At 71.9% G+C, this 26,201-nt stretch carries 18 protein-coding genes; 5 read left to right on the top strand and 13 right to left on the bottom strand.

The window, feature by feature from the left end; translation table 11 throughout:
* Positions 1–690: 690 nt before the first annotated feature.
* Complete coding sequence (locus tag ACFYP4_RS00330) at positions 691–2,376, bottom strand: DUF4192 domain-containing protein (RefSeq protein WP_388782633.1); 1,686 nt, start codon at positions 2,374–2,376, stop codon at positions 691–693.
* A 436-nt stretch (positions 2,377–2,812) separates the two neighbouring features.
* On the opposite strand from ACFYP4_RS00330, the gene ACFYP4_RS00325 reads away from it, so the two are divergent.
* Positions 2,813–4,993, top strand: a complete 2,181-nt coding sequence (locus ACFYP4_RS00325; protein ID WP_388781283.1) for a RecQ family ATP-dependent DNA helicase — start codon at positions 2,813–2,815, stop codon at positions 4,991–4,993.
* 224 nt (positions 4,994–5,217) lie between these two features.
* Positions 5,218–5,853: a hypothetical protein gene (locus tag ACFYP4_RS00320; protein WP_358851467.1), complete on the top strand. Its 636-nt coding sequence runs from the start codon at positions 5,218–5,220 to the stop codon at positions 5,851–5,853.
* 674 nt (positions 5,854–6,527) lie between these two features.
* Here the strand turns inward: ACFYP4_RS00320 and ACFYP4_RS00315 are convergent.
* The 3 genes from ACFYP4_RS00315 to ACFYP4_RS00305 form a co-directional block, all read right to left on the bottom strand.
* On the bottom strand, positions 6,528–7,163 hold the full coding sequence (locus ACFYP4_RS00315) for a hypothetical protein (protein ID WP_388781280.1): 636 nt from the start codon (positions 7,161–7,163) through the stop codon (positions 6,528–6,530).
* A 68-nt stretch (positions 7,164–7,231) separates the two neighbouring features.
* Positions 7,232–7,933 carry a ribonuclease HII gene (locus ACFYP4_RS00310; protein WP_358851465.1) on the bottom strand — a complete coding sequence of 234 codons (702 nt, stop codon included), beginning with the start codon at positions 7,931–7,933 and terminating at the stop codon, positions 7,232–7,234.
* Positions 7,934–8,026: 93 nt separating this feature from the next.
* The gene (locus ACFYP4_RS00305; protein ID WP_358851464.1) at positions 8,027–8,650 is read right to left on the bottom strand and encodes a TetR/AcrR family transcriptional regulator; all 624 of its coding nucleotides are present in this window, start codon (positions 8,648–8,650) and stop codon (positions 8,027–8,029) included.
* 174 nt (positions 8,651–8,824) lie between these two features.
* Between ACFYP4_RS00305 and ACFYP4_RS00300 the strand changes: the two genes are divergently transcribed.
* Complete coding sequence (locus tag ACFYP4_RS00300) at positions 8,825–10,372, top strand: MFS transporter (RefSeq protein ID WP_358851463.1); 1,548 nt, start codon at positions 8,825–8,827, stop codon at positions 10,370–10,372.
* A 108-nt stretch (positions 10,373–10,480) separates the two neighbouring features.
* Here ACFYP4_RS00300 and ACFYP4_RS00295 read toward each other — a convergent pair whose 3' ends face one another.
* The 4 genes from ACFYP4_RS00295 to ACFYP4_RS00280 all read right to left on the bottom strand — a co-directional run bounded on the left by ACFYP4_RS00295 (position 10,481) and on the right by ACFYP4_RS00280 (position 15,245).
* Entirely contained in the window at positions 10,481–12,331 is a 1,851-nt protein-coding gene (locus tag ACFYP4_RS00295) for a DUF4153 domain-containing protein (RefSeq protein ID WP_388781275.1), read from the bottom strand.
* Between the two features lie 601 nt (positions 12,332–12,932).
* Positions 12,933–13,838, bottom strand: coding sequence for an ADP-ribosylglycohydrolase family protein (locus ACFYP4_RS00290; protein WP_388781272.1), 906 nt, complete (start codon positions 13,836–13,838; stop codon positions 12,933–12,935).
* A 12-nt stretch (positions 13,839–13,850) separates the two neighbouring features.
* Complete coding sequence (locus tag ACFYP4_RS00285; protein ID WP_388781269.1) at positions 13,851–14,510, bottom strand: histidine phosphatase family protein; 660 nt, start codon at positions 14,508–14,510, stop codon at positions 13,851–13,853.
* 129 nt (positions 14,511–14,639) lie between these two features.
* Complete coding sequence (locus tag ACFYP4_RS00280) at positions 14,640–15,245, bottom strand: YdbC family protein (RefSeq protein ID WP_358851459.1); 606 nt, start codon at positions 15,243–15,245, stop codon at positions 14,640–14,642.
* Between the two features lie 114 nt (positions 15,246–15,359).
* Between ACFYP4_RS00280 and ACFYP4_RS00275 the strand changes: the two genes are divergently transcribed.
* On the top strand, positions 15,360–15,935 hold the full coding sequence (locus ACFYP4_RS00275) for a TerD family protein (protein ID WP_358851458.1): 576 nt from the start codon (positions 15,360–15,362) through the stop codon (positions 15,933–15,935).
* A 205-nt stretch (positions 15,936–16,140) separates the two neighbouring features.
* Here ACFYP4_RS00275 and ACFYP4_RS00270 read toward each other — a convergent pair whose 3' ends face one another.
* Both ACFYP4_RS00270 and nrdR read right to left on the bottom strand, forming a co-directional pair.
* A complete protein-coding gene (locus ACFYP4_RS00270) occupies positions 16,141–19,035 on the bottom strand; it encodes a vitamin B12-dependent ribonucleotide reductase (RefSeq protein WP_358851457.1) in 2,895 nt (964 codons plus the stop codon).
* A 164-nt stretch (positions 19,036–19,199) separates the two neighbouring features.
* The gene (nrdR, locus tag ACFYP4_RS00265; protein WP_358851456.1) at positions 19,200–19,751 is read right to left on the bottom strand and encodes a transcriptional regulator NrdR; all 552 of its coding nucleotides are present in this window, start codon (positions 19,749–19,751) and stop codon (positions 19,200–19,202) included.
* 515 nt (positions 19,752–20,266) lie between these two features.
* Here nrdR and lexA point away from each other — a divergent pair.
* The gene (gene lexA / locus ACFYP4_RS00260) at positions 20,267–21,043 is read left to right on the top strand and encodes a transcriptional repressor LexA (protein ID WP_358851455.1); all 777 of its coding nucleotides are present in this window, start codon (positions 20,267–20,269) and stop codon (positions 21,041–21,043) included.
* Positions 21,044–21,197: 154 nt separating this feature from the next.
* Here the strand turns inward: lexA and ACFYP4_RS00255 are convergent, their stop codons facing one another.
* From ACFYP4_RS00255 to ACFYP4_RS00245, 3 genes are all read right to left on the bottom strand, one after another.
* Entirely contained in the window at positions 21,198–23,237 is a 2,040-nt protein-coding gene (locus ACFYP4_RS00255) for an ATP-dependent DNA helicase (protein ID WP_388781264.1), read from the bottom strand.
* A gap of 92 nt (positions 23,238–23,329) precedes the next feature.
* The gene (locus ACFYP4_RS00250) at positions 23,330–24,097 is read right to left on the bottom strand and encodes a GNAT family N-acetyltransferase (protein ID WP_358851453.1); all 768 of its coding nucleotides are present in this window, start codon (positions 24,095–24,097) and stop codon (positions 23,330–23,332) included.
* 30 nt (positions 24,098–24,127) lie between these two features.
* Positions 24,128–26,200 (bottom strand): IucA/IucC family protein, encoded by a 2,073-nt coding sequence (locus ACFYP4_RS00245; RefSeq protein WP_388781260.1) that lies wholly within the window; start codon positions 26,198–26,200, stop codon positions 24,128–24,130.
* Position 26,201 lies beyond the last annotated feature (1 nt).

Raw genomic sequence — 26,201 nt, 5'->3', positions numbered from 1 at the left:
GGCCCCGGCCAGGGGCTCTCCCCTGGCCGCGTCACCCCAGCTCACGTCCTTGACTGCGGCCGGACGGCTCCCAGCAGCGCAGCACGACGAGCAGCAGTCCTCGCTCCTCCGGTCCGGGAGACCGAGGTGGGGGGGCCTCCGCCAAGCCGCGTGGGCAACAGGAGGGTCGCCTCCGTGGCGGTGCAGCCCGGCAGTAGGTGGGGCGGGCGTCCCGGCGGGGCCCCGGGACGCCCGGCGGCAGGTGGGGCGGGCGTCCCGGCGGGCCCCGGGATCATCCCGGACCGCGCTGCGCCTTCCGCGAGTTGGGGGTGGGAGGGCCCTGAAGGGTGCCCGCGGCGAGCCGTGTGCCGAGTGCCGACGTCATTCGTGCCGCGACGAGCGGGCGCGGCCCGGCCACGGGGTCCGCCACTCAGGTGAACGGTGCGGGGCTCCGGACGGTTCACGCCGCGGCGCGGAGAAGCCGTCCGGTTGGCGGTGACCAAGCACAGGACCCGAGTTGGGACTTGAGGCGGAAGGGCCCGGCATCGGTAGTCCCGCGCGGGTCTTCCGGGGATTGACCGAAGGGGCGGGACATCGGCGGCCAGGTGGGCGTGCGGTGGCCCGTGAGGGGGTTCGACGCGCAGGGACGGGGTGGCGTCGGACGGTTCGCTGGAGTGCGTCGACCGGGCTCCCCACCGTCCCGGCGTGCGTTCAGTCCTCATGTGTCCTCCCCGAGCCCCAGCGGCCGACCTGCGGCAGGACCTGCGGCCCGTCACCCGCCCGAATCCCAGCATCATCTGCCGCGACGGCCTCGTCGCCCGCGGAGCAGTTGCCGTCCAGGGAGCGAGCGCCGGACCGGCTGCCGTCGGGGCGACGATGGCGAGGGGAGGCCGCCCCGGGGGCACGGTGGCCCGGGTGCGTGCCCCCGCCCGCCGCCGAACGCACCCGGCGACGGCGGCGAACGGTCGCCGACGCCCGCACCGCCGCGGCCGGCGGCCCGGCACACGACAGCGGCTCCGCGGGGTCGGAGGAGTCCGGATTCTCCACGGGTCCGGTGGACGCCGTGCCGTCGCCGCGCTCCGCGCGCAGACAGCGGCGGATCGACTCCGGGTCCAGGCCTTCGTTGCACGCCTGGTGCAGGAGGCGGGCGAAGAGGTAGTCGGAGTCGGCTCCGAGTGCCATGGCCAGAGCCTCTCGGGCCTCCAGCTCGTCGCCGGACGACCATGCGACCCATCCGGCGAGGGTGAGGGGCGCGGCCGCGTGCTCGCCGTACGGGCCGACACAGCGGCGGGCCAGTGCGCGCCAGAGGCGCAGCGCGGGGCCCGCTTCAGCGCCCTCCATCCACTGCGCCGCACGGTCGCGGGTCGTGCGGTCCTGGATGCCGAGGATGAGGGCGGCCGCCTCGTCGTGTCCGAGAAGCCCGTCGTCGCGGATGTCCGCCTCGAGCGTGCCGGACATCGGACGGGCGTCGGCAAGGCGCCCCATGACCTTTCGGGCCAGATCCAGGGTTTCCTCCGCGACCTCCGCGCGGCTCACGTCGTCCAGGATTCTGGGGACCAGGGCCATGCTCGCGGCGTCGAGAGCGGCTTCCTGCTCCAGGCATGCCCCGGTCTCCCACGGGGTGAGCCTGGCCCGGAACTCGCGCAGGCTGCCACGCACTTGCAGTCCGGCGTAGGTCGCCGCAGCAGCGAGGACGGACGTACCCGGAAGCCCCATCGGCTGGCCCTGGGGCGGGCAGCACGCCTCGCTGGGGCAGCAGTACGACCAGAAACGGCCGTCCGAGATGCACAGGGCCTCGACGACCGGTACGTCGAAGCTGCCGCAGGCAGTGCGCAGCAGCTGGGCCAGTGGCCGAAGGCGTTCCATGACGTCCCGCCCCGTCTCGCCGCTGCGCGGCTCCTGGCAGAGGTAGGCGACCATGGTCTCCGGCCGGCCGCTCCTGCGCTCGCTTCCCGTCACCAGTCCCCGGGCCAGCTGTCCGGCCACCGAGGGCCAGTCGTCCGTCTGGGCGGGGATGCCGAGCCGCGCCCGTCCGCCGAACCGACCGCTCCGCTCCCGGTCGTGGAGGGCGACGAGCACGATGCTGTCCTCGGGGCGGTAGCCGAGGAGATACGGCAGCGCGTCGGCAAGCTCCGCCGGTGTTCGCAGCGTGACCTGCTGCTGGCCGGAGAGGCCCGGAACCTCGGCGTGCCCTGCGAAAGCGAGAGGTTCTGACGGACTCGCACCTCCGGCGAGTGCGGCAGCGTCATCCGCCCCGGCTCCGGGCTCGCCGAATTCCCGGTCGTGTGCTTCGTCAAGTCCCGGATCCCGTGCTTCCTCGCATCCCGGTTCTTCGACGGATCCCCCCGGAGTCGGGAGCTCCGTCGGGACACCCCCGCCCGGGCCGTCCTCCGGCATCCTCTCGCCCGTGTCGTCCGCCGCGGCGCTCTCGTCGACGGACGCGGTCGGCTCGCTCCCGCTCACGTATGCCGGGGACGCGCTCCCGACCTCCGCGGCGCATGATCCGAGGCCCGCCGGCCCGAGAGTCCTCTCGTCCCCGGCGTGGGCGCTCGCCTCCGAGCGCTCCGCGAGCCCAGCATCCCGGTGATCGGCCCGTCCCGGGCCTCCGTGATCGATCCGACCCGGGTCCCCGCGGCGGTCCGCCCGCGCGTCGATGTCGTCTTCGCCGGAGGTGCCGGTCGTTTCGCTGTGATTCGTCATGCCGTGACCATCCCGCGAAACCGAAATCTCCGCTGCGCCCTGTGGATAACCACGAACATGGGCACGACAGGAGTTGTCCACAGTCTGGTCCGCTCGTTCGCGCTTTGTCCGACCCATCGGGTTGCATGGAGCCATGAGCAACGAAGACCAGCGCCCTCGGACCGACGAAGACCTGCGCACCGCGGCCGATGCCGTACTCGCCCGGCTGGTCGGTGCGCCGGTGGGCGAGGCCCGGCTCCGCGAGGACCAGTGGCGCGCCATCGAGGCCCTGGTCGCCGACAAGCGCAGAGCCCTGGTCGTGCAGCGCACCGGCTGGGGCAAGTCCGCGGTGTACTTCGTCGCGACCGCGCTGCTGCGGGAACGGGGAGCCGGGCCCACGGTCATCGTGTCCCCCCTGCTCGCCCTGATGCGCAACCAGGTGGAGGCCGCCGCCCGCGCCGGCATCCGCGCCCGCACGATCAACTCGTCCAACACGGAGGAGTGGGACACCATCCAGGCCGAGGTGGCGGCGAGTGAGGTCGACGTGCTGCTGGTGAGCCCGGAGCGGCTCAACAATCCCGACTTCCGCGACCAGGTCCTCCCGAAGCTGTCCGCCGCGACCGGCCTCCTCGTGGTGGACGAGGCGCACTGCATCTCCGACTGGGGCCACGACTTCCGGCCGGACTACCGCAGGCTGCGCACGATGCTCGCCGACCTCCCGCCCGGCGTACCCGTGCTGGCCACCACAGCCACAGCCAACGCGCGCGTGACGGCCGACGTGGCCGAGCAGCTCGGTACGGGCGGCAGCACGGACGCGCTCGTCCTGCGAGGGCCGCTGGACCGGGAGAGCCTGAGTCTCGGGGTGCTGCAGCTGCCGGACGCGGCGAACCGCATGGCCTGGCTGGCCGAGCACCTCGGCGACCTGCCCGGGTCGGGAATCATCTACACGCTCACGGTGGCCGCCGCGGAGGAGGTCACCGCGTTCCTGCGGCAGTGCGGGCACACCGTGACGTCGTACACGGGCAAGACGGAGAACGCGGACCGCCAGCAGGCCGAGGAGGATCTGCTCGCCAACCGTGTGAAAGCCCTCGTCGCGACTTCCGCCCTGGGTATGGGCTTCGACAAGCCGGACCTGGGTTTCGTCGTGCACCTCGGCTCCCCCTCCTCACCGATCGCGTACTACCAGCAGGTGGGGCGCGCCGGCCGAGGTGTGGAGCACGCCGAGGTGCTGCTCCTGCCGGGCAAGGAGGACCAGGCGATCTGGCAGTACTTCGCGTCGATCGCGTTCCCGCCGGAGGAGCAGGTCCGCCGCACTCTCGACGTGCTCGCCGGGGCCGGCAGACCGTTGTCACTGCCCGCACTCGAACCTCTGGTGGAGCTGCGCCGCTCCCGGCTGGAGACGATGCTCAAGGTCCTCGATGTGGACGGGGCGGTGCGGCGGGTGCAGGGCGGCTGGATCTCCACGGGGGTTCCGTGGACGTACGACGGCGAGCGCTACGCCTGGGTCGCCAAGCAGCGGGCCACCGAGCAGCAGGCGATGCGGGACTACGTCACGACGACGGGCTGCCGGATGGAGTTCCTGCGCCGGCAGCTGGACGACGAGGGTGCCACGCCGTGCGGGCGGTGCGACAACTGCGCGGGGCCCCGGTTCACCGACTCGGTCTCCGACACCTCGCTGGACGCCGCGCGCGGTGAGCTCGGTCGCGCGGGCGTCGAGGTCGAGCCCCGGAAGATGTGGCCCACCGGTCTGCCGGCGGTCGGTGTCGATCTGAAGGGCCGGATTCCCGCCGGGGAGCAGTTCTCGCCGGGGCGGGCGCTGGGCAGACTTTCGGACATCGGCTGGGGAAACCGGCTGCGGCCAATGCTCGCTCCTCAGGCTCCCGACGGGCCGGTTCCGGACGACGTGGCACAGGCCGTGGTCGGGGTGCTGGCCGACTGGGCGAAGGGACCCGGTGGATGGGCCTCGGGTCAGGCCGACGCGCAACCACGCCCCGCCGGTGTCGTCACCATGGCCTCACGCACGCGTCCTCAGCTGATCCAGTCACTCGGCGCGCGGATCGCCGAGATCGGCCGACTGCCGTTGCTGGGGTCCGTCGAGTACACGGGTGAGCTCTCGCATGCCTCCCGGAGCAACAGCGCACAGCGGCTGAAGGCGCTCGACGGCGCGCTGACCGTGCCGCCCGAGCTGGCCGCCGCGCTCAGGGAGGCGGACGGACCGGTGCTGCTCGTGGACGACGCGACGGAGACGGGCTGGACGCTGGCGGTGGCCGCGCGACTCCTGCGACGGGCCGGAGCACAGGGGGTGTTGCCGCTGGTCCTCGCCGTGCAAGCGTGACCCGTGCGCCGCCGAGGAGGACAGCGGGCAGGGATATAGGCGGCCTATCGCCGCAAAACCGCCTGTGGCCCCAATTGCTCGTTGCCGCAACCAAGTTCGCCAGGAAGAATCGAACTCCGCTCCCCGCACGGCTCGTCCGTGGTCCGGTAGGGCTCTGTTGCGGTGCGCGCTCCCCCAAGTCCGACCCTCGCCCGAAGTGTGGGCGCGTAGCCGAAGGGAGGACCGTGACCTTCGGATTCGCTCCGTCCTCGGCGGCATCCATGTCGACGTCTGCCGACCTGTCCGCCGCTTCCGCCAATCCACTGACCCGAATGCTCGAGCCGGCCGAATGGGCCGCCGCGGGGATCCCCCTGCTGCGTGACCCGCGCGAGGTCGTCAGCGGGCTGCACTCCCGGCACCGCCCCGGCGCCGCCACGGTGATCGTGGCCGTCCTCGACCCGGACGAACGGCTGCGGGCAAGCGCCTCGTTCACGCGCCGGCCCGCGCCCGCCGACGGATGGCTCTTCCGCAACGTGCTGCTGGAGCAGCTGCGCCGGGTCATCCCGCACGACCTCCGCCGCCGCACCCCGATTCGTACGGCTGTCCTGATCTACTGCCGTGACGGCGACGCGCGCTGGACGGAGGAGGACGGAGCGTGGATGTGGGGGTTGCGGGACGCGTGCACGTTGCACGGCCTGCGCTGCGGGGCGTACATCACGCTGACGCGTGACGGCTGGCAGGTTCTCGGCGAGGGACGCGGCGGGCGCCGTCCCAGCGCGGACTCGGAGCCGGAGCCCTTCGCCACGGCCGACGCGCCGCCCCCGCCGCCGCGCACCGGGGGCGCCGCTTCGGAGCTGCTGCGGCGGGCCGCCGCCCGCTGAGGAGTCCCTTCCAGCCACTGGGGAGTTGCCTCCACCCGGTTGCCTCCACCCCGGGAGGAGCCGCCTCCGCCTGCTGGGGCGTCGTTCGCCATGCAGCTGCCTGCCGCCGAAGAGTCGTGCGGACCGCCGAGTGAGGCGTGCCGTCCGCCGAAGGGGACGGGGGCCTCGGGGGCCTCTCCAGAGACGCCCCCGTCGACGCCGCAGCAGCGCAAGGCGATCGACTGCCGCTGGCGGTGGGCGGCCTCTTGGCCGCATCGGACTGGATGGGCCGCGGGAGCGTTGAACGCCCTGCGCCTCCAGGCCGCCGGCAGACCGCAGACCCGCAGACCGCAGGCCTCAGACGGCAGACGGCAGACGGCACACGGCACACGGCACACGGCACACGGCACACGGCAGGGTCTATGCGTAGGGATTGCCGCGGGCACGGCGAAGGCACCCGGTCTGCGCCGAGGGACCGACCGAGCCGCACGCCGGGGACACCGGCATGCCCGGCCGGTCTCGGCACACCGGGAGACGCCCGCCATGCGGGTGCCGCTACCGCGGCACCCGAAGCATGTCCGCGTCGGGGCCCTGGCCCGCACCCATGCCCAGCCGCCCGCCCGCCCCCGGACGGAAGCAGGAAGGGCGGCCAGGAGCGGGCGCCGAACGGTTCCGGACGAGGGTCCGGAACAGGCTCAGACCCCCGCGCCCAGCACCGCGTTGATCTGCTGCGGGTCGCCGCAGACGATCAGCACGGCACCGGCCCGGCCGAGGGCCAGCGGCAGCGCGGAGGCGACGGCAGCGGTGGAACCACCGTTGACGGCGACCACGACCACGGGCCGGGACGTGGCCCGGCCGGCGACGGAGGCGTCGGCGTAGAAGACGTCGTCGCCCGCGTCGTGCAGACCCCAGTAGGCGGTCTCGCCGAAGGAGAGTTCGTGCGCGGCCCACGGGTGCGGATCGCCGGTGGTGATCACCAGCACCTCACCCGGGGCGCGGCCCGACTCGAGGAGCAGGTCGACGGCTTCTTCCGCCGCGTCCAGCGCACCCTCGGCCGACGCCGGGATCAGCTGGATCTGCGGGTGGGAACCGGCCTGTGCGGCCGCCCGGGCCGAAGGCGCGGGCTTGGCCACGGCCGCCGCGGCCGGTTCGCGCGACGTGCGTTGGACCGGCATGGGCCGGACAGGACCCGGACGGCCGGGACGCGGCGGGGCCGCGGGACGGGGGCCGGGTACGGGGCGGGGGGTCGGCGCGACGCGGCCACTGGCCGAGGTGGCGCGGGGACCCTGGGCACTCTCGTGAATCTGAGGCTCCTCGGGAGGGAGAGGCATGAGCTGATATCTATCAAACGCCGGTGCGACACGCGTCGGCGGGTGGCACATACGTGCGAGCGGGACCGTCAGAAATCGAAACCGAGCTGGCCCTCGATCTCCGGAACGTTCCCGTCCGCCCAGGCGCGGGCCTTCTTGAGGTGCCGCCACCGGGGCAGCGCATCAAGATACGCCCACGTCAGCCGGTGGTACGGGGTGGGGCCCCGCTCCGCCAGCGCGGCCTTGTGCACCGGGGACGGATACCCGGCGTTGGCCGCAAAACCGAAGTCTGCATGGTCGACACCCAGTTCGGCCATCATTTTGTCGCGCTGCACCTTGGCGATCACCGAGGCCGCGGCGACTGCCACGCAGGACTGGTCGCCCTTGATCACGGTGCGAACCTGCCAGGGAGAGCCGAGATAGTCGTGCTTCCCGTCCAGGATGACCGCGTCGGGGCGGACCGGAAGGGTCTCCAGGGCGCGTCCCGCCGCGAGCCGTAGCGCGGCCGTCATGCCCATGTCGTCGATCTCCTCCGGGGAGGCGTGACCGAGGGCGTACGACGTCACCCAGGTGCGCAGTTCCTCCGCGAGGGCGGTACGGCGCTTGAGGGTGAGGAGCTTGGAGTCGGTGAGGCCCTCGGGCGGCCGGCGCAGTCCGGTGATCGCCGCGCAGACGGTGACGGGGCCGGCCCAAGCACCGCGCCCCACCTCGTCGACACCGGCAATGACCTTCGCTCCGGTCGTGGCGCGGAGGGAGCGCTCGACGGTGTGGGTGGGAGGTTCGTACGGCATGGCGCCCTTAGCGTACGCCGCCCGGAACCCGCGGCGACACCCAGGCTTCCCGGGCCCGTCCCCGGTGCGCAGGGGCGACGGGAATCGCCTTGGTCACGCGGCGTCCGGACGCAGCAGCGGCATCATGAGCTGGTCGATCATCTCTTCCAGATCGGTCTGACTCCATTCGCTGGCGCACACCTTCGATCGGTACATCATCATCGCCGGGATGGCGTCGAACACGTAGGCGTTCGCGGCGTCGGCTCGCACGTCGCCCCGCCCGATGCCACGGCGGATGACCACCTGGAGCAGCCGCATGGTCGGCTCGACCACTCCGTCGAGGATCACGCCGTGGAAACGCTCGGCCTGCGGGGCGTCGCATTCGTGAAGGACCGAACGCAGCGCGACGCCGGGACGCGAGAACATCGCCTCACGCACCCGCCGGCACAGCTCCAGCAGGTCCTCGCGGACACTGCCGAGGTCGGGCGCCCCCGCGAGGCGCGGCAGCCCGGCCGCCAGGGCGTCCGCGACGAGGTCCTCCTTGGACGGCCACCGACGGTAGACCGCCGCCTTCCCCGTCTGGGCTCCCGCGGCGACACCCTCCATGGTGAGGCCGCTCCAGCCGACCGTGCCGAGCTGTTCCAGGGCGGCTTCGAGGATCGCCTGTTCGAGCACGGCGCCGCGCCGACGCGGGGAGGCCGCCCGAGCGGGGGCGGCCGTGGGGTGCGAAGTAGCCATCAGTGTCTCTCCGTTGAGCATGCGGGATCAGGGATTCCCGGTGGGGACGAGCGAGCACCTGGCGAAAACCGGCAGAGTCTTCAGTGAACGCTTGCGTTCACTGTTGGGGAGTCACTACCGTTGCTCGCGACAGTGAACGCGAGCGTTCACTAACGTACTTGTGGGGGACCCATAGTGACGACCTCTCAGTTGATACCCGAAAGAAAACCCGGAGCGGCCCGCCGGGAGGGACATCCCGGCATCGCACTCGCGGTCATCGCGGCCTGCCAACTCATGGTGGTACTCGACGCGACGATTGTGAACATCGCGCTCCCGCACATTCAAGACGCACTCGAATTCAGCACGACCGACCTGACCTGGGTGGTCAGCGCCTACACCCTCACCTTCGGCGGGCTGCTGCTCCTCGGCGGGCGGGCCGGCGACATCCTCGGCCGGCGCCGGGTCTTCATGACCGGGATCCTGCTCTTCACGGCCGCCTCGCTGCTGGGCGGGCTGGCCCAGGAGCCGTGGCAGCTGATGGCGGCGCGCGCGCTCCAGGGAGTGGGCGGCGCGATCGCGTCGCCCACCTCACTGGCGCTGATCACCACCACCTTCCCGGAAGGCCCGGAGCGCAACCGGGCGTTCGGGGTCTTCGCCGCGGTCTCGGCCGGCGGCGGCGCGGTCGGGCTCCTCGCGGGCGGCATGCTCACGGAGTGGCTCGACTGGCGCTGGGTGCTCTTCGTGAACGTGCCCATCGGCCTGCTGATCGCCGCGCTCGCACCGATGTACATCAACGAGTCCGAACGCCACCCGGGCCGCTTCGACGTCGCGGGAGCACTCACCTCGACGCTCGGCATGGCGTCTCTGGTCTACGGCTTCATCCGCGCCGCGGAGGAGGGCTGGCGGGACAGCCTCACCGTCGGGTCCTTCGGCGCCGCGGTGGTCCTGCTGCTGGCCTTCGGATTCGTCGAGATGCGGGCCAAGGAACCGATCACTCCGCTGCGCATGTTCGTCGACCGGAACCGCTCGGGCACGTACGTGATCATGCTCAGCCTGGCCGCGGCCATGTTCGGCATGTTCTTCTACATCGTCCTCTTCGTGCAGAACGTGCTGGGGTACAGCCCGATCTCGGCAGGCGTGGCCTTCCTGCCCGTGACCGTCGCGATCGTCACCGGCGCGGGACTGTCGCAGCGGTTCCTGCCCGTGCTCGGCCCCAAGCCGTTCATGGTCGTGGGCTCGGCGCTCGTCGCCCTCGGGCTGGGCTGGCTGACCTTCATCAGCCCGGACAGCTCGTACGCCGGCGGGATCCTCGGCCCCATGCTGCTCTTCGGCTTCGGCATGGGGCTGAACTTCGTGACCCTGACGCTCACCGCTGTCTCCGGTGTCTCCTCGCACGAGGCGGGCGCGGCGTCGGGCCTGCTCAACGTCACGCAGCAGGTCGGCGGTTCGCTCGGCCTCTCCATCCTCACCACGGTCTTCGGTTCGGCCGGCCGGGACGAGGCGGAGAAGCAGTTGCCGGACTTCCTCGCCGAGGCCTCGGCCGAGCAGAAGGCCGAGTTCGCCAAGACCCATCAACTGCCCTCCCCGTGGGGCCATGAGGTGCTCGCCGAGGGCATCGCGGCCGCCTTCGTACCGGCCGCCGCGATGGCCGTGCTCGCGCTGATCGTCGCATCGCTCATGATCAAGGTCCGCAGGAGCGACCTGGACGCACTGGCCGGGACGGCGGGGCCGGCCGGAGGCTGAACAACAATGCCGAGGAGGCCGGGCCGCGCCCGGAGACCGGCGACCAGGACGTCGGCCCGACCTTCCGCGGCAGCAGTACCGCGCGAACCACCGGGAACCGGCAGGACCTCAGCGGTACGCGCTTTCGTCCCCGAGGCCGCTGCACACGGTCCAGTCCGCGCTCTTCGACAGCGGTCGCCCGGCGAGAATGGCCCGGGCGCGCGCCTCACCCCAGCTGGTCGCATACCAGGGCTCGTCGCCGTCGGCCAGGTCGTCGGCGACGAGCCGCAGCGCGCAACTGCGCAGCGGCTCCTCCAGCTTGTCCAGTGCGGGTACGGCATCGGCGGACAGGCCGCGCGCGTAGTCGAGGTCGATCCTGCCCGTGTCCTCGTACCGCTGGACGTTGCGCTCGGCGATCATCGCGTCCGGTGACAGCAGTCCGAACGCGAGCACTCCGGCGGCGGCGCCGGCGGCGACGACGCGGGGCAGCCAACGCGCTCCCCACACCCCCGCCGCCATGATGAGCGCGATGACGAGCCCGAGCCATAGCTCCATCGCCACCACCGAGACCCTCAGGCGCGTCAGCCCGTACGCCTCCACATACATGTCCATACGCCGCACAGCCGACGCCACGACAACGAGCGCCAGCGCACACAGGGTTCCCAGGACACCGCGTACCAGTGTGCGGTCACGGGCGCCGTCGCGGGGCGCCCAGCGCAGGGCGAGGACGATGACGAGCAGCGTCAGCAGAGTGACCGTCAGCAACTGCCAGAAACCCTGTCGCGCGTACTCGGCGTAGGTCTGGCCCGTCTGCTCCAGTACGGCGTCGTACCCGCCGAAGAGCACGGCCAACTGGACGGCGTTGAAGACGGCGAAGAGCACGACGAGCACGGTCAGCGGGAGCGCCCACTCGACGCGGCCTCGGGCGGGGCCCTCGGGTATCCGGGCGCGGTCCCAGTGGACGGGCGCCGCCGCCGTATGGGCGGCCGCGAGGCCGAGGACCAGTCCGAACACCAGGAGCAGGAGATGCCAGGGGCCGCCGGAGACGGACGCGTCCGGCAACAGGCCGCCGAGCAGGTCCGCGAACGCCGCGTCGGCCCCCGCGAACAGCGCGCCGAAGACCAGCAGCAGGACCGCGGTCACCGCCAGGGCGCGCAGGGCGGGACCGACACGCCCCCGGGCGCCGCCCGCGCGCTCACGCAGTCCCTGCCAGCCCCAGACGGGACCGGTGACGACCGAGTTGAACACCCCCAGCGGGCTGAGCAGCACGGCGAGCCAGCTGCGGCCGCCGTTCAGGGCGAGCGAGCCCGTCCCCACCGCGGCGGCGACGGCCAGGAAGGACGGCCAGTCGGCGTCGCGCAGTGCCGGTACCGCCAGCAGGGCCAGTCCGCCGATGCCCCATCCGAGTGTCCACGCGCGCGTGCGCCGTCCCGCGGCCTGCGCGGCGAAGTAGCCGGCGAGGGCGGCGGGCAGCGCGACGAGCAGGAGGTTGAGTGCCAGGCCGTCGCCCAGGAGCAGCATGCTCAGCAGTCCGGTGGCGAGCACCGCCCACAGGGTGGCCGTACGGATGGGTGCCGGCGTTTCGACCCGGAGCCCGGCGAGCCAGGACACGGGAGGGGGCGACGGGGCGGCCCAGTCGGCGTCCTCCGCCTCTTCGTCGGCGCGTTCGTCGCGGGTGCGCCCGTCATCCCCCGCTCCGTCATCCCCCGCTCCGTCGTCGACGCCGTCGTCGTCCTCCGCCCCGTCGTCGACGCGATCAACGTCCCCGTCCTCGTCGTCGGCGCGATCGCCGTGCTGGTCCTCGGCTCGATCGCCGCCCTCGTCCTCGACCCTGCCGGTGCGCGCGCCGTCCTCGTCGGCATCGGCTCGCCCGTCGTCCGCGCGACCGTCGGCTCGCCCGTCGTCCGCGCGACCGTCGGCTCGCCCGTCGTCCGCGCGACCGTCGGCTCGCCCGTCGTCCGCGCGACCGTCAGCGGGCATGGCGTGTGCCTCGCCGTCCGCGTGACCGTCGGCGGGCGTCCCGTGTGCGTCGTCGCCCGCGTGACCGTCAGTGCCCTCGCCGACCCCAGAGTCAGCCGGGACAGCGGCGCGCGGGACAGCGCCGCCCACCGCCCCGGTCTTCGGCACGGTGTCGCCGGCCACCCTCTCCGCTCCGCTCCGGGGAACGGCGTCACCCCGCGCACCGGACCCCTTCGCGGCCCCGCCGTTCCCGGTCCGCTGGACTCCCCCGGAGCTCTCCGGTTCCGGTGCCGTTTCTCCTGGCTCGGACGTGGACGGTGTGTCGGACACGGGACCCCCTCCCAGCCGGTCCACGCGCAGCCCGGGGCACGCCGAAGCGGCGGCAGGGCTGGGGACCGATGTCTCGTCGGCGCGCGCCCGGCATGATCAACAGGCGGCGTGGCGGCCCACGTTATCCACGGGTGGCGGGCCCGGGCCGGGGGCGGCCGTGCTGTAGCAAGCCTGTGACAGACGAGGCGGGTGTGCCGGACGAGGGCGGTGGGGACACGTTGAACCCGCCCAGCTGGAGCCACGACCGGGCGTCGGACCGGGGCAGCTCAGGGGCCGGATCGGGTCCGTCGGCTCACGCCGGGACCGCCACCCATTCCGGCAGCGGCTCCGTCCGCTCCAGCCACGTGTGCGGCGGGGCACCGGTCTTCCCCGAGGCCACGACACCGCCCACGATGGCGCAGGTGGTGTCCATGTCGCCGCCCACCTGGGCCGTCGACCAGAACGCCTCTTCGTAACCACCGAGGGCCCGGGCGGCCGACCAGAGGGCGAACGGCACCGTGTCGTGCGCCGTCGTACGCCGTCCGCAGCCCAGCACGGCGGCGACCGTCGCGGTGTCGCCGTAGTCGAGCATGTCCCGGGCGCGGCGCAGGCCCGCGCCGACCGCGCTGCGCGGTACGAGCGCGATGACGCCGTCCAGCAGCGCCTCGGCTCCGGGCGGGCCCGCCGGGTCGGCCGCCAGGGCGGCGGCCGCGGCAACGGCCATGGCACCGACGACGGCCTCGCGGTGCTGATGCGTGGGGTAGGCCGAGATCTCGGCCTGGTGCGTCGCCTGCTCCGGGTCGTCCGCGTACCAGGCACCGAGGGGAGCGATCCGCATCGCTGCGCCGTTCCCCCAGGAGCCCTGTCCCTTGAAGAGCGCGGAGGACAGCTCGCGCCAGTCGCCGCCGTCGCGGATCTGCCGCAGCAGGCGGTCGACGGCGGGCCCGTAACCCCGCTCGATGTCGTGGTGCTCGGCGAAGGAGAGCGCCAGCTCGTCCTGGTCGATGCGGTGGCGTGCGGCCAGCACGGCCACCACGGAGGAGGCCATGGCGGTGTCGTCGGTCCACCGCCACGGGCCGGCCGGCAGCTCGCGGCTCTTGAGCAGCGGGAGGTTCGCGGGCAGGAAGAACTGCGAGCCCAGCGCGTCTCCCACCGCGAGTCCGCGCAGGCTGGACAGGGCGCGGGCCAAGCGCCCGTCGGGAGAGGAGTCAGCGGTCATCGCCCTGCCACTCTATCCGGTGACTCCGTACGATTCCGGATCACGCCAGCGTTCGAAAGGCCGGTCAAGTGTGTACCTGCCGTCGTCCCCGAGAACGAGCATCCGCATCTCCGCGTTCCCGGGATTCGACAGCGACTCGAATTCCGCGACCGTCCAGTGGAACCAGCGCATGCAGAACAGCCGCATGGCGAGGCCGTGTGTGACCAGGAGCACGTTCGGCGGGTGGTCCGGGGCCTCGAAGCTCCGATAGAGGCTCTCCAGGAAGTTGCCGACCCGGTCGTACACGTCGGCACCGGACTCCCCCTGGGCGAAGCGGTAGAAGAAGTGGCCGTACGCGTCCCGGTACGCCTTCTGCAGACGTACGTCGTCCCGGTCCTGCCAGTTGCCCCAGTCCTGCTCGCGCAGCCGGGGCTCCTCGCGCACCCGCACCAGCTCGGGGTCGAAATGGAAGGCCCGGAACGTCTCGTGCGTACGGCGGTACGGGGAGACGTAAACGCTTACGCGCTCACGTCCGAAGAGCTCGCGAAGCTGTTTGCCCCGCTCCTCCGCCTGCCGCCACCCGGCGTCGGTGAGCGCCAGAGCGTGGTCGGGCTCGCGTTCGTACACGGTGTCGTCGGCGTTGCCCGCCGACTCGCCGTGCCGGACAAGAACGATGCGCCGCGGTCGTGCCATGCCGAAACCCTAGATCGGCCGACGCCCGATCGAGCACTCGTACGGGCTCCATACGGCGTAGATCACACAATTCGACCTCGCAGAGGGGACCGGGACGCTTTTCCGCCGCCCCGGGCGCGCCCTCCCGCCTCAGACGATCCAGGACGGTTCCAGCTGGACTATGTCACCGGCAAGAGCGGCCACGTCGGCCTCGGTCTGGGCTCGCAGGGCGAGACGCTCGACCCGCTCGTCCCGGTACTTTCCGTGCTCGGCGGCCGACTGCCACATGGAGAGGATCAGGAACTCCTGGCCCGGCCCCTCGCCGAACAGCCCGCGGATCATGCCCGGCGAGCCCGCCATGGCGGGGTTCCACACCTTCTCCTGCATGAGGGCGAAGTGCTCGGCACGCTCCTCGTGGACCCGGCAGTGCGCCACCCGCACCAGGTCGGCGTCCGTGAACCTCGGCTCGAAGCCGGTCTTCACGTCGAAACGGTGGTCGAACAGCTTCGCCTGGAGGTCCTTGTAGGTGCCCGACTGCGCGGCCGCGAGCCGGTCGTGGGAGCGGGCCATGAAGGAGTCGTAGAAGGCGCGGCTCTCCCAGAAGGCGAAGAGGTGCGCCACACCCGGCCGTCCCCGGCTCCAGCCCCCGCCCTGCCCCCGGAAACCAGGCTCGCCCAGAAGCCCCGCCCACTTTCGCTGCCCCCGCTCGAAACCGCGGCGGTCCACCACGGTGCAGCGAATCCACTTGACCAGCACCGCGCCATCGTAAGGCCAAGGGACGTGGCGCCGGTCACGCTCCGGCGGAGTGCACCCGGGCAGGCGCCCCCGCGCTCGTGACACGATGTGCAACCAGCCCTTGGATCAGCACAGTTGGGGCAGACGGACAGTCGGACACGGGGAGGGAAGATCATGGTGAACGGTCTCAGCAAGGGCATCAACAAGGTCGAGTTGTCGGTGAAGTGGGACCCGAGTCCCACCGGCGAGCCGGACACCGACCTCGACATCGTCGCCGGGACCTACCTGGCGGACGACCCGCACGGAAGCGCCGACTACGTCGTCCACTTCGACAGCCGCTCCCCGGACGGCACCATCTACCTCGACCGGGACAGCAAGGACGGCAAGGGCTTCGGCTGGGACGAGGTCATGACGCTGGAGCTGAACCGGCTCGACGACCGCTACACGCGCGTGGTCGTGGGCGTCGTCATCCAGCAGCGGTCCGGCCGCAGGACGTTCGGCGAGGTCGTGAACCCCGGTCTGCGCATGCGCGAGGGGTACACCGTCCTGGCCGAGGACGACTTCAGCGGTGTGCCGCAGGCGACGGCGGCGACCGTCGGGGAGTTCGTGCGCGACGGCTCCGGGGAGTGGACCTTCCACCCGGGCATCGACGGCTACGACACGGATCCCGGGGAGTTCACCAGGCTCATGGGCGCCCGACGCGACGTCTGATCCCTCCGGCCGCCGCGGGATCTCGTACACCGGCTCGACGCCGTTGCGGGAGGCGGGGGCCGCCGCGAAGGCCCCGGAGCCCCCGGCACGGTGACCGGTCGGGCCGGCCGCGCCCGGCGGCGGGCCCCGGGACGCGAGCGGGGAGCCGGCGAATCGCCGACTCCCCGCTCACACCGTGCACTTCAGGCCTGACGGCCGCCTGCGGTCAGCTGCAACCGCTGGTCGAGCCGCAGCCCTCGCAGATGTAGCAGGAACCGGCCCGCTGCATCTTCGTACCGCAGGAGAAGCACAGGGGGGCGTCCGCCTGGATGCCCAGCTGCATCTCCACCAGTTCGGCACTGGTGTGCGCCTGCTGCGGGACGGGCTTGACCGCCTCGGCCTCGGCCTTCGGAGTGGCGACGGCCTTCAGTTCCTGCGCGCGGGGCGCGGACTGGGCCAGGCCCTCGACGTCCATCTCCTCGTCGGTCGGCTCGTACGAACCGGTCTCCAGGTGACGCTGACGCTCCTCGGCCGAGTGGATGCCGAGCGCGGAGCGCGTCTCGAAGGGGAGGAAGTCGAGCGCGAGACGACGGAAGATGTAGTCGACGATCGACTGCGCCATCCGCACGTCCGGGTCGTCCGTCATGCCGGCCGGCTCGAAGCGCATGTTCGTGAACTTCGAGACGTACGTCTCCAGCGGCACGCCGTACTGCAGACCCACCGAGACGGCGATGGAGAAGGCGTCCATCATGCCCGCGAGGGTGGAGCCCTGCTTGGACATCTTCAGGAAGACCTCACCGAGACCGTCGTCCGGGTAGGAGTTCGCGGTCATGTAGCCCTCGGCGCCGCCCACCGTGAAGGAGGTGGTGATGCCGGGCCGGCCCTTGGGGAGGCGCTTGCGGACCGGGCGGTACTCGACGACCTTCTCGATCGCGGTACGGATGGTCTCCTCGGCCGTCGCCGTGACCTCCGCCTTCTCCTTCTCCTTGGTCTTCGCGGAGAGGGGCTGGCCGACCTTGCAGTTGTCGCGGTAGATGGCGAGCGCCTTGACGCCCATCTTCCACGCCTCGAAGTAGACCTCCTCGACGTCCTCGACGGTCGCCGTCTCCGGCAGGTTGACCGTCTTGGAGAGCGCCCCGGAGATCCACGGCTGGATCGCGGCCATCATGCGGACGTGGCCCATCGCGGAGATGGAACGCTCGCCCATGGCGCAGTCGAAGACCTCGTAGTGCTCCTGCTTGAGGCTCGGCGCGTCGATCACATTGCCGTGCTCGGCGATGTGGGCGACGATCGCCTCGATCTGCTCCTCCTGGTAACCCAGGCGGCGCAGGGCCTGCGGCACGGTGCCGTTGACGATCTGCATCGAACCGCCGCCGACCAGCTTCTTGAACTTGACCAGGGCGAGGTCGGGCTCGAGGCCGGTGGTGTCGCAGGACATCGCGAGACCGATGGTGCCGGTGGGGGCGATGACGGAGGCCTGCGCGTTGCGGAAGCCGTTCTTCTCGCCGAGGTGCAGGACGTCCTGCCAGGCTTCCGTGGCGGCGGCCCAGATCGGCGTGTCGAGGTCGTCCACGCGGACGGCCACGGCGTTGGCGTCGGAGTGCTGCTTCATGACGCGCTGGTGCGGCTGGGCGTTGCGGGCGTAGCCGTCGTACGGGCCGACGACCGCGGCGAGTTCGGCGGACCGCCGGTACGACGTACCCGTCATCAGCGACGTGATGGCGCCGGCGAGGGAGCGGCCGCCGTCGGAGTCGTACGCGTGGCCGGTCGCCATGAGGAGGGCGCCGAGGTTGGCGTAGCCGATGCCCAGCTGGCGGAAGGCGCGGGTGTTCTCGCCGATCTTCTGGGTCGGGAAGTCCGCGAAGCAGATGGAGATGTCCATCGCGGTGATGACCAGCTCGACGACCTTCGCGAAGCGCTCGACGTCGAAGGACTGGTGGCCCTTGCTGTCGTCCTTCAGGAACTTCATCAGGTTCAGCGAGGCGAGGTTGCAGGACGTGTTGTCCAGGTGCATGTACTCGCTGCACGGGTTCGAGCCGTTGATACGGCCGGACTCCGGGCACGTGTGCCAGTGGTTGATCGTGTCGTCGTACTGGATGCCCGGGTCGGCGCAGGCCCAGGCGGCCTCGGCCATCTTGCGGAAGAGCGACTTGGCGTCGACCTCCTCGATGACCTCACCGGTCATGCGCGACGTCAGGCCGAACTTGTCGCCCGCCTCGACGGCCTTCATGAACGCGTCGTTCACCCGGACCGAGTTGTTGGCGTTCTGGTACTGGACGGACGTGATGTCGTCGCCGCCCAGGTCCATGTCGAAGCCCGCGTCACGCAGGGCGCGGATCTTCTCCTCCTCCTTCACCTTGGTCTCGATGAAGTCCTCGATGTCGGGGTGGTCGACGTCCAGGATGACCATCTTGGCGGCGCGGCGCGTGGCGCCACCCGACTTGATCGTTCCCGCGGAGGCGTCGGCACCGCGCATGAAGGAGACGGGACCCGAGGCGTTGCCGCCGGAGGAGAGCAGCTCCTTGGAGGAGCGGATCCGGGAGAGGTTCAGGCCGGCACCGGAGCCGCCCTTGAAGATCATGCCCTCTTCCTTGTACCAGTCGAGGATCGACTCCATGGAGTCGTCGACGGACAGGATGAAGCAGGCGGAGACCTGCTGGGGCTGCGGCGTGCCGACGTTGAACCAGACCGGCGAGTTGAAGCTGAAGATCTGGTGCAGGAGGGCGTACGCCAGCTCGTGCTCGAAGATCTCGGCGTCGGCGGGGGAGGCGAAGTACCGGTAGTCCTCGCCGGCCTTCCGGTACGTCTTCACGATCCGGTCGATGAGCTGCCTGAGGCTCACCTCACGCTGCGGGGTGCCCACAGCGCCGCGGAAGTACTTGCTGGTGACGATGTTGACCGCGTTCACCGACCAGAAGTCGGGGAACTCGACGCCACGCTGCTCGAAGTTGACCGAGCCGTCGCGCCAGTTGGTCATGACGACGTCACGGCTAGCCCACTCGACCTCGTCGTACGGGTGCACGCCGGGGGTGGTGTGGATGCGCTCGACACGCAGTCCCTTGCTCGCCTTGGTGCCCTTGGCGCGGGAACTCCGTGCCGGACCGCTCGCCGTCTCTGTCATGCCGCCTCCCTGTTTCAGGCTAAAACGCCCTGAAGTGCCACGTTCTTCCCATGGCACGTTGTGTGTCTGGTACTGCGCGAGCCGCGTCGGCGGTCCGCGCAGCAGGTCTTCGTCTGCCGCCGGTCGACCGGGGCCGGACGTCTCCTCCGGGTCCGGCCCGCCGGTCAGTCGGCGGCGTTCGCGGGCACGGGGACCTGGACGGTCCCTCCGGACCCGCGGTCGGTCATCTGGCGCTCCGCGTCCGCGACGTCACTGTCCGCGGCGGGCTGCTGCCTGCCTTCCCTGAGTTCCACGATGGCGGCCTCGAAGTCCTCGAGCGAGTCGAACGCCCGGTACACGGACGCGAACCGCAGATAGGCGACGAGGTCGAGCTCCCGCAGCGGGCCGAGTATGGCCAGCCCCACGTCGTGGGTGGTCAGTTCGGCGCTTCCGGTGGCGCGCACCGCCTCCTCGACCCGCTGCCCGAGCTGGGCGAGAGCGTCCTCGGTGACAGGCCGCCCCTGGCACGCCTTGCGCACGCCGTTGATGACCTTGGTGCGACTGAAGGGCTCGGTGACGCCGGACCGCTTGACCACCATCAGCGAACACGTCTCCACCGTCGTGAAACGGCGGGAGCAGTCGGGGCACTGGCGGCGCCTGCGGATCGACGTGCCGTCGTCCGTCGTACGACTGTCGACGACACGGCTGTCGGGGTGCCTGCAGAAGGGGCAGTGCATGGCTCCAACCCTCCCTCACGGCACGACTCATGGACCTCAGGGACCTCTCGGGCCCCTCGAAGCAGCCCCCAGCATAGGCGATGCCCTGAGGTCCGAAGACCCGGGGGACCACAACTTCTGGGATGCCTCCGCAATCCAACCACTACATGTGGTGGCGGGCGCGTAAATCCCCACGAGGCACGCGTGTCGCACACGTATCGGCGGGATGCCGCGGCCGTACGGGGCCCGGGCCTGCCGTGACACCGTGTGCGACGCACGGAAGGGAGCCGGTCCCCGGCCCGGGGTGCGCCTGATGGCACACTGGGCGGCGCCTCGGCGGCGGCGGGCGCGCTGAGCGCCCGGCGGTGAAGGGTACAGCAATCCACCGTTTTGTCCGCGGGACGCAGCGTCAGCCATACACCCAGACACCTGATCGCGTCAGTGAATTCCCGCTTTTTCACTCGAACGTGTGTTTGGCGCAACCTTTCGAAAGCCACTACCGTTGTCCAGCAGGGAGACCATCGAGAGGGGCCGACGTGACCACCACCGCAGACAGTGCCACCATCACTGCCCAGGACCGCTCCCAGGGCCGACTCGAGCCGGTGCATGCGATGAACGAAGCCATGAATCATGAGGGACCCAAGCGGTCCCTGCCCGGCCGACCTCCAGGCATCCGGGCGGACAGTTCCGGGCTCACGGACCGACAGCGCCGGGTGATCGAGGTCATCAGGGATTCCGTGCAGCGGCGGGGTTACCCGCCGTCGATGCGGGAGATCGGTCAGGCAGTCGGCCTGTCCAGCACGTCGTCCGTCGCCCATCAGCTGATGGCGCTGGAGCGCAAGGGTTTCCTGCGCCGCGACCCGCACCGCCCTCGCGCGTACGAGGTCCGCGGCTCCGACCAGTCCTCCGTGCAGCCCACGGACACCGCGGGCAAGCCCGCCGCGTCGTACGTCCCGCTCGTCGGACGCATCGCCGCCGGTGGCCCGATCCTCGCCGAGGAGTCGGTCGAGGACGTGTTCCCGCTCCCCCGGCAGCTGGTCGGCGACGGTGAGCTGTTCGTCCTGAAGGTCGTCGGTGACTCGATGATCGAGGCGGCCATCTGTGACGGGGACTGGGTGACGGTCCGCCGCCAGCCGGTCGCGGAGAACGGCGACATCGTGGCCGCCATGCTGGACGGCGAGGCCACGGTCAAGCGGTTCAAGCGCGAGGACGGCCACGTGTGGCTGTTGCCGCACAACTCCGCGTACCAGCCGATCCCCGGTGACGAAGCGACCATCCTGGGCAAGGTGGTCGCCGTACTGCGGCGGGTGTGACACCCCCGCGGCGGGCGCCCTCACTACGCGCCCGCCCTCGACCGGGCCCCGGGACCACCTGCGCCGGTTCCGGGGCCCTGCTCCGCCCGGGCACCGGTACCGGCGGCGCGCTTCGGGCCCGTCCCTCCCCCGGGGGTCGGGCCCGCCGCCTTGTCTAGGCGTCCTCCGTCGTGCGCGCCGCGTCCTGTGCCTCGCCGGCGGCTCCCTCCGCCGCGCGTGAGGCGTCCTCCGTCCTGCGCGCCGCCTCGTCGATCGCCGCCAGCGACCTGCGGACCTGATTGCGGTCCGTCGTGTACCAGAAATCGGGCAGCGAGGCCTTCAGATAGCTGCCGTAACGCGCCGTCGCGAGCCGCTGGTCCAGTACGGCGACCACCCCCCGGTCCCCGGACGCCCGGACGAGACGACCGGCGCCCTGGGCCATCAGGAGCGCCGCGTGAGTGGCGGCCACGGCCATGAAGCCGTTGCCTCCCGCCTCCTCGACCGCTTTCTGGCGGGCGCTCATCAGCGGGTCGTCGGGACGCGGGAACGGGATCTTGTCCATGACGACCAGCTGACAGCTCGGCCCCGGCACGTCGACGCCCTGCCAGAGGGACAGCGTGCCGAACAGGCACGTCCGCGGGTCTGCGGCGAAGTTCTTGATCAGCTCGCCGAGCGTCTCCTCACCCTGCAGCAGGATGGGGAACTCGGGAATGCGCGTGCGCAGTTCCTCGGCAGCCAGCTGGGCGGCCCGCATGGAGGAGAACAGGCCGAGCGTCCGGCCGCCGGCCGACTGGATCAACTCGGTCAGCTCGTCCAGCATGTCTCCGCGGTCGCCGTCACGCGCGGGGCGGGACAGGTGCTTGGCGACATACAGGATGCCCTGCCTGGGGTAGTCGAAGGGCGATCCGACGTCGACGCCCTTCCACTGCGGCAGGTCCTCGTCCTCGGCGCCCTCCGGGCCGAGGCCCAGCGAGGCCCCGACGCCGTTGAAGTCGCCGCCCAGCTTCAGCGTCGCGGAGGTCAGGACGACCGACCGGTCCGCGAACAGCTTCTCCCTGAGCAGGCCCGACACCGACATGGGCGCGACCCGCAGCGAGGCACCGAACCGGTCGTGCCGCTCGTACCAGACGACGTCCCACTCGGAGCCGTTCGTGATGCGCTCCGCCACGTCGTGCACGGCCTCCACCGAGGCGAGGGCCTGCTTGCGCACCGCGTCCTCGTCCTGGACGGACTTGTCGCGGGTGGCGCCGATCCCCGAGATCACCGTACGAGCGGCGTCGCGGAGCGCCATCAGGGCGTAGCCGAGGTCCTCGGGGATCTCCTCCAGCCGGCCGGGCAGGGCCAGCTCCATGAGCCGCTCGAAGCCCTCGGCGGCGGTCTGGAGCTGGTCGGCGGCCTTCTCGTTGACCAGCTTCGCCGCACGGCGCACGGCGCGGTTCACCTGGCCCGGTGTGAGCTCGCCGGTCGCGACACCGGTGACCCGGGAGACCAGCTCATGAGCCTCGTCCACGATCAGGACCTCGTGCTGCGGCAGCACCGGGGCGCCCTCGATGGCGTCGATCGCGAGCAGCGCGTGGTTGGTGACGACGACGTCCGCGAGCTTGGCGCGCTCCCGCGCCATCTCGGCGAAGCACTCGGCGCCGTACGCGCACTTCGTGGCGCCCAGGCACTCACGGGAGGAGACGGAGATCTGCGCCCAGGCACGGTCGGAGACGCCGGGCGTCAGATTGTCACGGTCCCCGGTCTCCGTCTCGTCGGACCAGTCGCGCAGCCGCACCAGGTCCTGTCCGAGTTTGCTGGTGGGTGCCGCCGCCTCGAACTGGTCGAAGAGGCCCTCCTCCTCGTCCTGCGGCATGCCCTCGTGCAGGCGGTGCAGGCACAGGTAGTTCGACCGGCCCTTGAGCATCGCGAAGGAGGGACGGCGGCGCAGCAGGGGATGCAGCGACTCCACGGTCCGCGGGAGGTCCCGCTCGGCGAGCTGCCGCTGGAGCGCCAGGGTGGCCGTCGCCACGACGACGCGCTCCCCGTGCGCGAGCGCGGGCACCAGGTAGCCGAGCGATTTACCGGTGCCGGTGCCGGCCTGGACCAGCAGGTGGGATCCGTCGTCGATCGCTTCCGCGACGGCTTCGGCCATGGTCACCTGGCCGGGACGCTCCGTACCGCCGACGGCGGTGACGGCAGCGTGCAGGAGTTCGGGGAGTGAGGGCTTCGTCATAGCGCGACCACCCTACGGGGCGGGACTGACAACCGGGCGGTCACGCCGGGGGCGAGGGCGTGATCAGGACGGATGCGGGGCGCGCGGTGGCGTCACAGCACATCGCGCAGGCCCCGGTCCCGGACCAGGAGGGCGGCGCGCTTGCCGGGCAGGTCCACCTCGGCGGAGAACCGGAAGCCGGCGCTCAGGAACGCCGAGACGGACGGAGTGTTACGCAGGTCGGGTTCGGCGACGACGCGCCCGCACGACGGGCGCTTCTCGCACACGAGGTCGGCGACGGCGCGGAGCAGGGCGGAGCCGAGACCTCGCCCGCGGCCGGCGACACCGCCGATGAGGAGGTGGATCCCGGTGTCGTGCGGGCGGGCCGGGTAGTGGCGGGCGAGCGGGTCGAGGTCGGCCCGGTAGATCTCCCAGTAGCTCATCGGGGTGCCGTCCAGCACGCCGAGGCAGGGCACGCTGCGTCCGTCCCCTGCGAGCTGGTCCCGCAGATGCCGCTCGGTCACCGTTTCGGGTCCGGCGAGTTCCCAGAACGCGGCGACGGCGGGGTCGTTCATCCACCGGGCGACCAGCGGGAGATCGCGCCGGAGCCGGACGGGGACGAGCTGGAAGACACCTACGGGTGTGGCTGTGGGCCCCCAGGTACCGACGTGGTCGAGCAGGTCGTCGCCCGCCGGGGCGACGGCGTCCGCGGGGTCCCCCTCCCCGCTGCCGGCTTCCCCGGCGAGGAGGGCGACGAGTTCGTCGGGCAGGCGCAGGTCCAGGGTGTCCTGCCCTTCCGAGTCCGGGCCGGCGGCCCGGTCGGCACCGGCGTCGGTGCCGGGGGCGGTCGCGGCGTCGGCGCTCGCATCGGTGGAAGGCACGGCGACGCTCCTCTCAGGAGACGGGGTGGGTCACTTCCCGCGGGGACGAAGGGGGTTGGTGAGGGTGACGTAGACGGACTGGGTGTCGACCGGGCCGACGAGTTCGTCGAGGCCGTGCAGCCGGGTCAGCAGGTTGGCCTTGCAGCGCAGGACGGGGGAGTCCAGCAGGTAAGCGGGCAGGGACGAACGCGACCGGTCGGGACCGGTGGCCACGTCCGCGAGGAAGCGGCGGAAGGCGGCGAGCAACAGCTCCTCGGAGGCGAGGCGTTGGGAGCCGAAGGCGCCGACGAGACCGAGCACGTTGTTGATGGCGAGGTAGTAGGCGAAGCGCTCGTCGGTGACCTCGTCGGTGACGAACGTGTCGCTGTGCTCGCCGATGCCCGGCAGGCGGGCGTCGAGTTCCGCCCGCCGTGAGGCGCGGAAGTAGTAGCCCTGGTTGTCGCGGTAGCGGCCGCCCGCGGGCCAGCCCTCGGGGTCCAGCAGGAGCAGGGTGTTCTGCTGGTGTGCTTCCAGGGCGATTCCGGCCTCGCTGTCCAGCCAGAGCACCGGGCGCACGACCTGTTCCAGGTAGCGCAGGAACCACTCGGCGGACACGGCACCCCGGGAGCGCCCGGTACGGCCCGCGAGGCGGGTGACGACCTCGGCGAGCCGGGACCTCATGACGGGGTGCGGACGACCGTCTGCCTGGGGCTGGGGCCGGAGCGAGACGAACCCGGCCACGCACGAGACGTCGTCCGTCGGTCCGAAGGGGTTGTGCCGGATCACCACGTCGAGGCCCCCCACGGGCCCGCCGTCTAGGCCGTCGACCGCGAGCCAGGCCGGATCGCGGACGATGCCGAACCCCGGGTGGGCGGCCTGCCACTGCTTGGACAGACCGGCACGCAGCAGGCGGTGGACCTCGACGCCGCGGTGCAGTTCCTTGCGGAGGTTCTCACGCCGGGAGTTGGTGATGCGCAGGCCCAGCGAGGTCTTGAGCATCGCGGGGGCGCCGGTGCGGTAGAGGGTGCGGACGGAGGAGGTGGGATGCCACGGAGCGCCGTACGGGCCGAGGTCGCGGAGCAGCCCGGCGGTGAACAGGGCCTCGGTGTCCGGGCGGTGCCGGATCTCGTGGGCCTGCCAGGGGTGCAGCGGCAGGGCCGTGTGTCCGTCGGGCAGCGCCAGTCCGGTACCGGCGAGCCGCGCGGTCAGCTGCCCGGCGGCGACGGGGCGACCGCGTTCCGTCCACGCCGAGTCGGCCGCGAGCACGGAGGGCGCGACCGCCAGCCAGTGCAGGGGGAAGGCACCGCGCAGTTCGGGCGAGTACCGCCGGGCGTCCGCGTCGGAGAGTCCCTCGCGGCTCTTGGGCGTCGGATGCAGGGGGTGTCCGAGGAGCAGCGCCTGCTCGGCGGCGAGGAAGCGGTCGGGTCCGTCGCCCGGGCGCTCGCGGCGTTCGCCAATGAAGGCGGCGGTCCGGCGGGCCGAGTCGGCGACCCGTCCGACCAGGTCGTTCCCGTCGCTGATTCCGCCGGGCCGCGGGGTGTCCGGCGAGGCGGCTCCGGGCGCGTTTCCCGCGGGGCCGGAGGCGTCGACGGCTTGGGCGGCCGTCGGCTCAGCCGTGGTCCCGCGCGGCCCGGCTCCCGCGTCAGCCGTCTCCCGGGCCAGCAGGGCCGCCACGGTGACGGCGTCGGCGGGAGGTGCCCCTTGCGGGGCGCCCTCGACGTGGGGGAACCCGAAGCGGTGCCAGCCGGCCGGGGACCAGTGGTGCACGGGAGCGAGGAGGACGGCGCCGGTTGCCGGGAGGGGGATGCGGAGGAGGCCGTCGTCGGGAGCCCGGAGGTCGTTCTCGCGCACCCAGCAGCGCAGCAGGTTCTCGACGGCCGCCGCCTGGGCCGCGGTGTGCGGGTCCGGATGCTCGAGCAGGTCCGGGGCCTCGTGCGCCGACGGCCTCCGGGCCGCCGATGTCCCGTCCTTCTGCCTGGGGACCGGGGCGGTGTCCGGCACGGGCGCGGCCTGATCGCCGCGGGGCTCGCGCTCCGCGGTGTCCGGCACGGGCGCGGCCTGACCGCCGCGGGACTCGCGCTCGGGCCCGAGCGGAAGGTCGTCGGATGCGGGGGTGGGGTTCACG

Source organism: Streptomyces sp. NPDC005551 (assembly GCF_042871785.1).
Classification (GTDB): domain Bacteria; phylum Actinomycetota; class Actinomycetes; order Streptomycetales; family Streptomycetaceae; genus Streptomyces.
Note: the sequence above shows the minus strand (reverse complement) of the source record. Positions and strands in the feature narration are given on the sequence as shown.

Coding starts and splice junctions, on each gene's coding strand:
- ACFYP4_RS00330 (WP_388782633.1), bottom strand. CDS start 2,376: ATGCCGGAGGACGGCCCGGGCGGGGGTGTCCCGACGGAGCTCCCGACT.
- ACFYP4_RS00325 (WP_388781283.1), top strand. CDS start 2,813: ATGAGCAACGAAGACCAGCGCCCTCGGACCGACGAAGACCTGCGCACC.
- ACFYP4_RS00315 (WP_388781280.1), bottom strand. CDS start 7,163: ATGCCTCTCCCTCCCGAGGAGCCTCAGATTCACGAGAGTGCCCAGGGT.
- ACFYP4_RS00310 (WP_358851465.1), bottom strand. CDS start 7,933: ATGCCGTACGAACCTCCCACCCACACCGTCGAGCGCTCCCTCCGCGCC.
- ACFYP4_RS00305 (WP_358851464.1), bottom strand. CDS start 8,650: ATGGCTACTTCGCACCCCACGGCCGCCCCCGCTCGGGCGGCCTCCCCG.
- ACFYP4_RS00295 (WP_388781275.1), bottom strand. CDS start 12,331: ATGCCCGCTGACGGTCGCGCGGACGACGGGCGAGCCGACGGTCGCGCG.
- ACFYP4_RS00290 (WP_388781272.1), bottom strand. CDS start 13,838: ATGACCGCTGACTCCTCTCCCGACGGGCGCTTGGCCCGCGCCCTGTCC.
- ACFYP4_RS00285 (WP_388781269.1), bottom strand. CDS start 14,510: ATGGCACGACCGCGGCGCATCGTTCTTGTCCGGCACGGCGAGTCGGCG.
- ACFYP4_RS00270 (WP_358851457.1), bottom strand. CDS start 19,035: ATGACAGAGACGGCGAGCGGTCCGGCACGGAGTTCCCGCGCCAAGGGC.
- nrdR (WP_358851456.1), bottom strand. CDS start 19,751: ATGCACTGCCCCTTCTGCAGGCACCCCGACAGCCGTGTCGTCGACAGT.
- ACFYP4_RS00255 (WP_388781264.1), bottom strand. CDS start 23,237: ATGACGAAGCCCTCACTCCCCGAACTCCTGCACGCTGCCGTCACCGCC.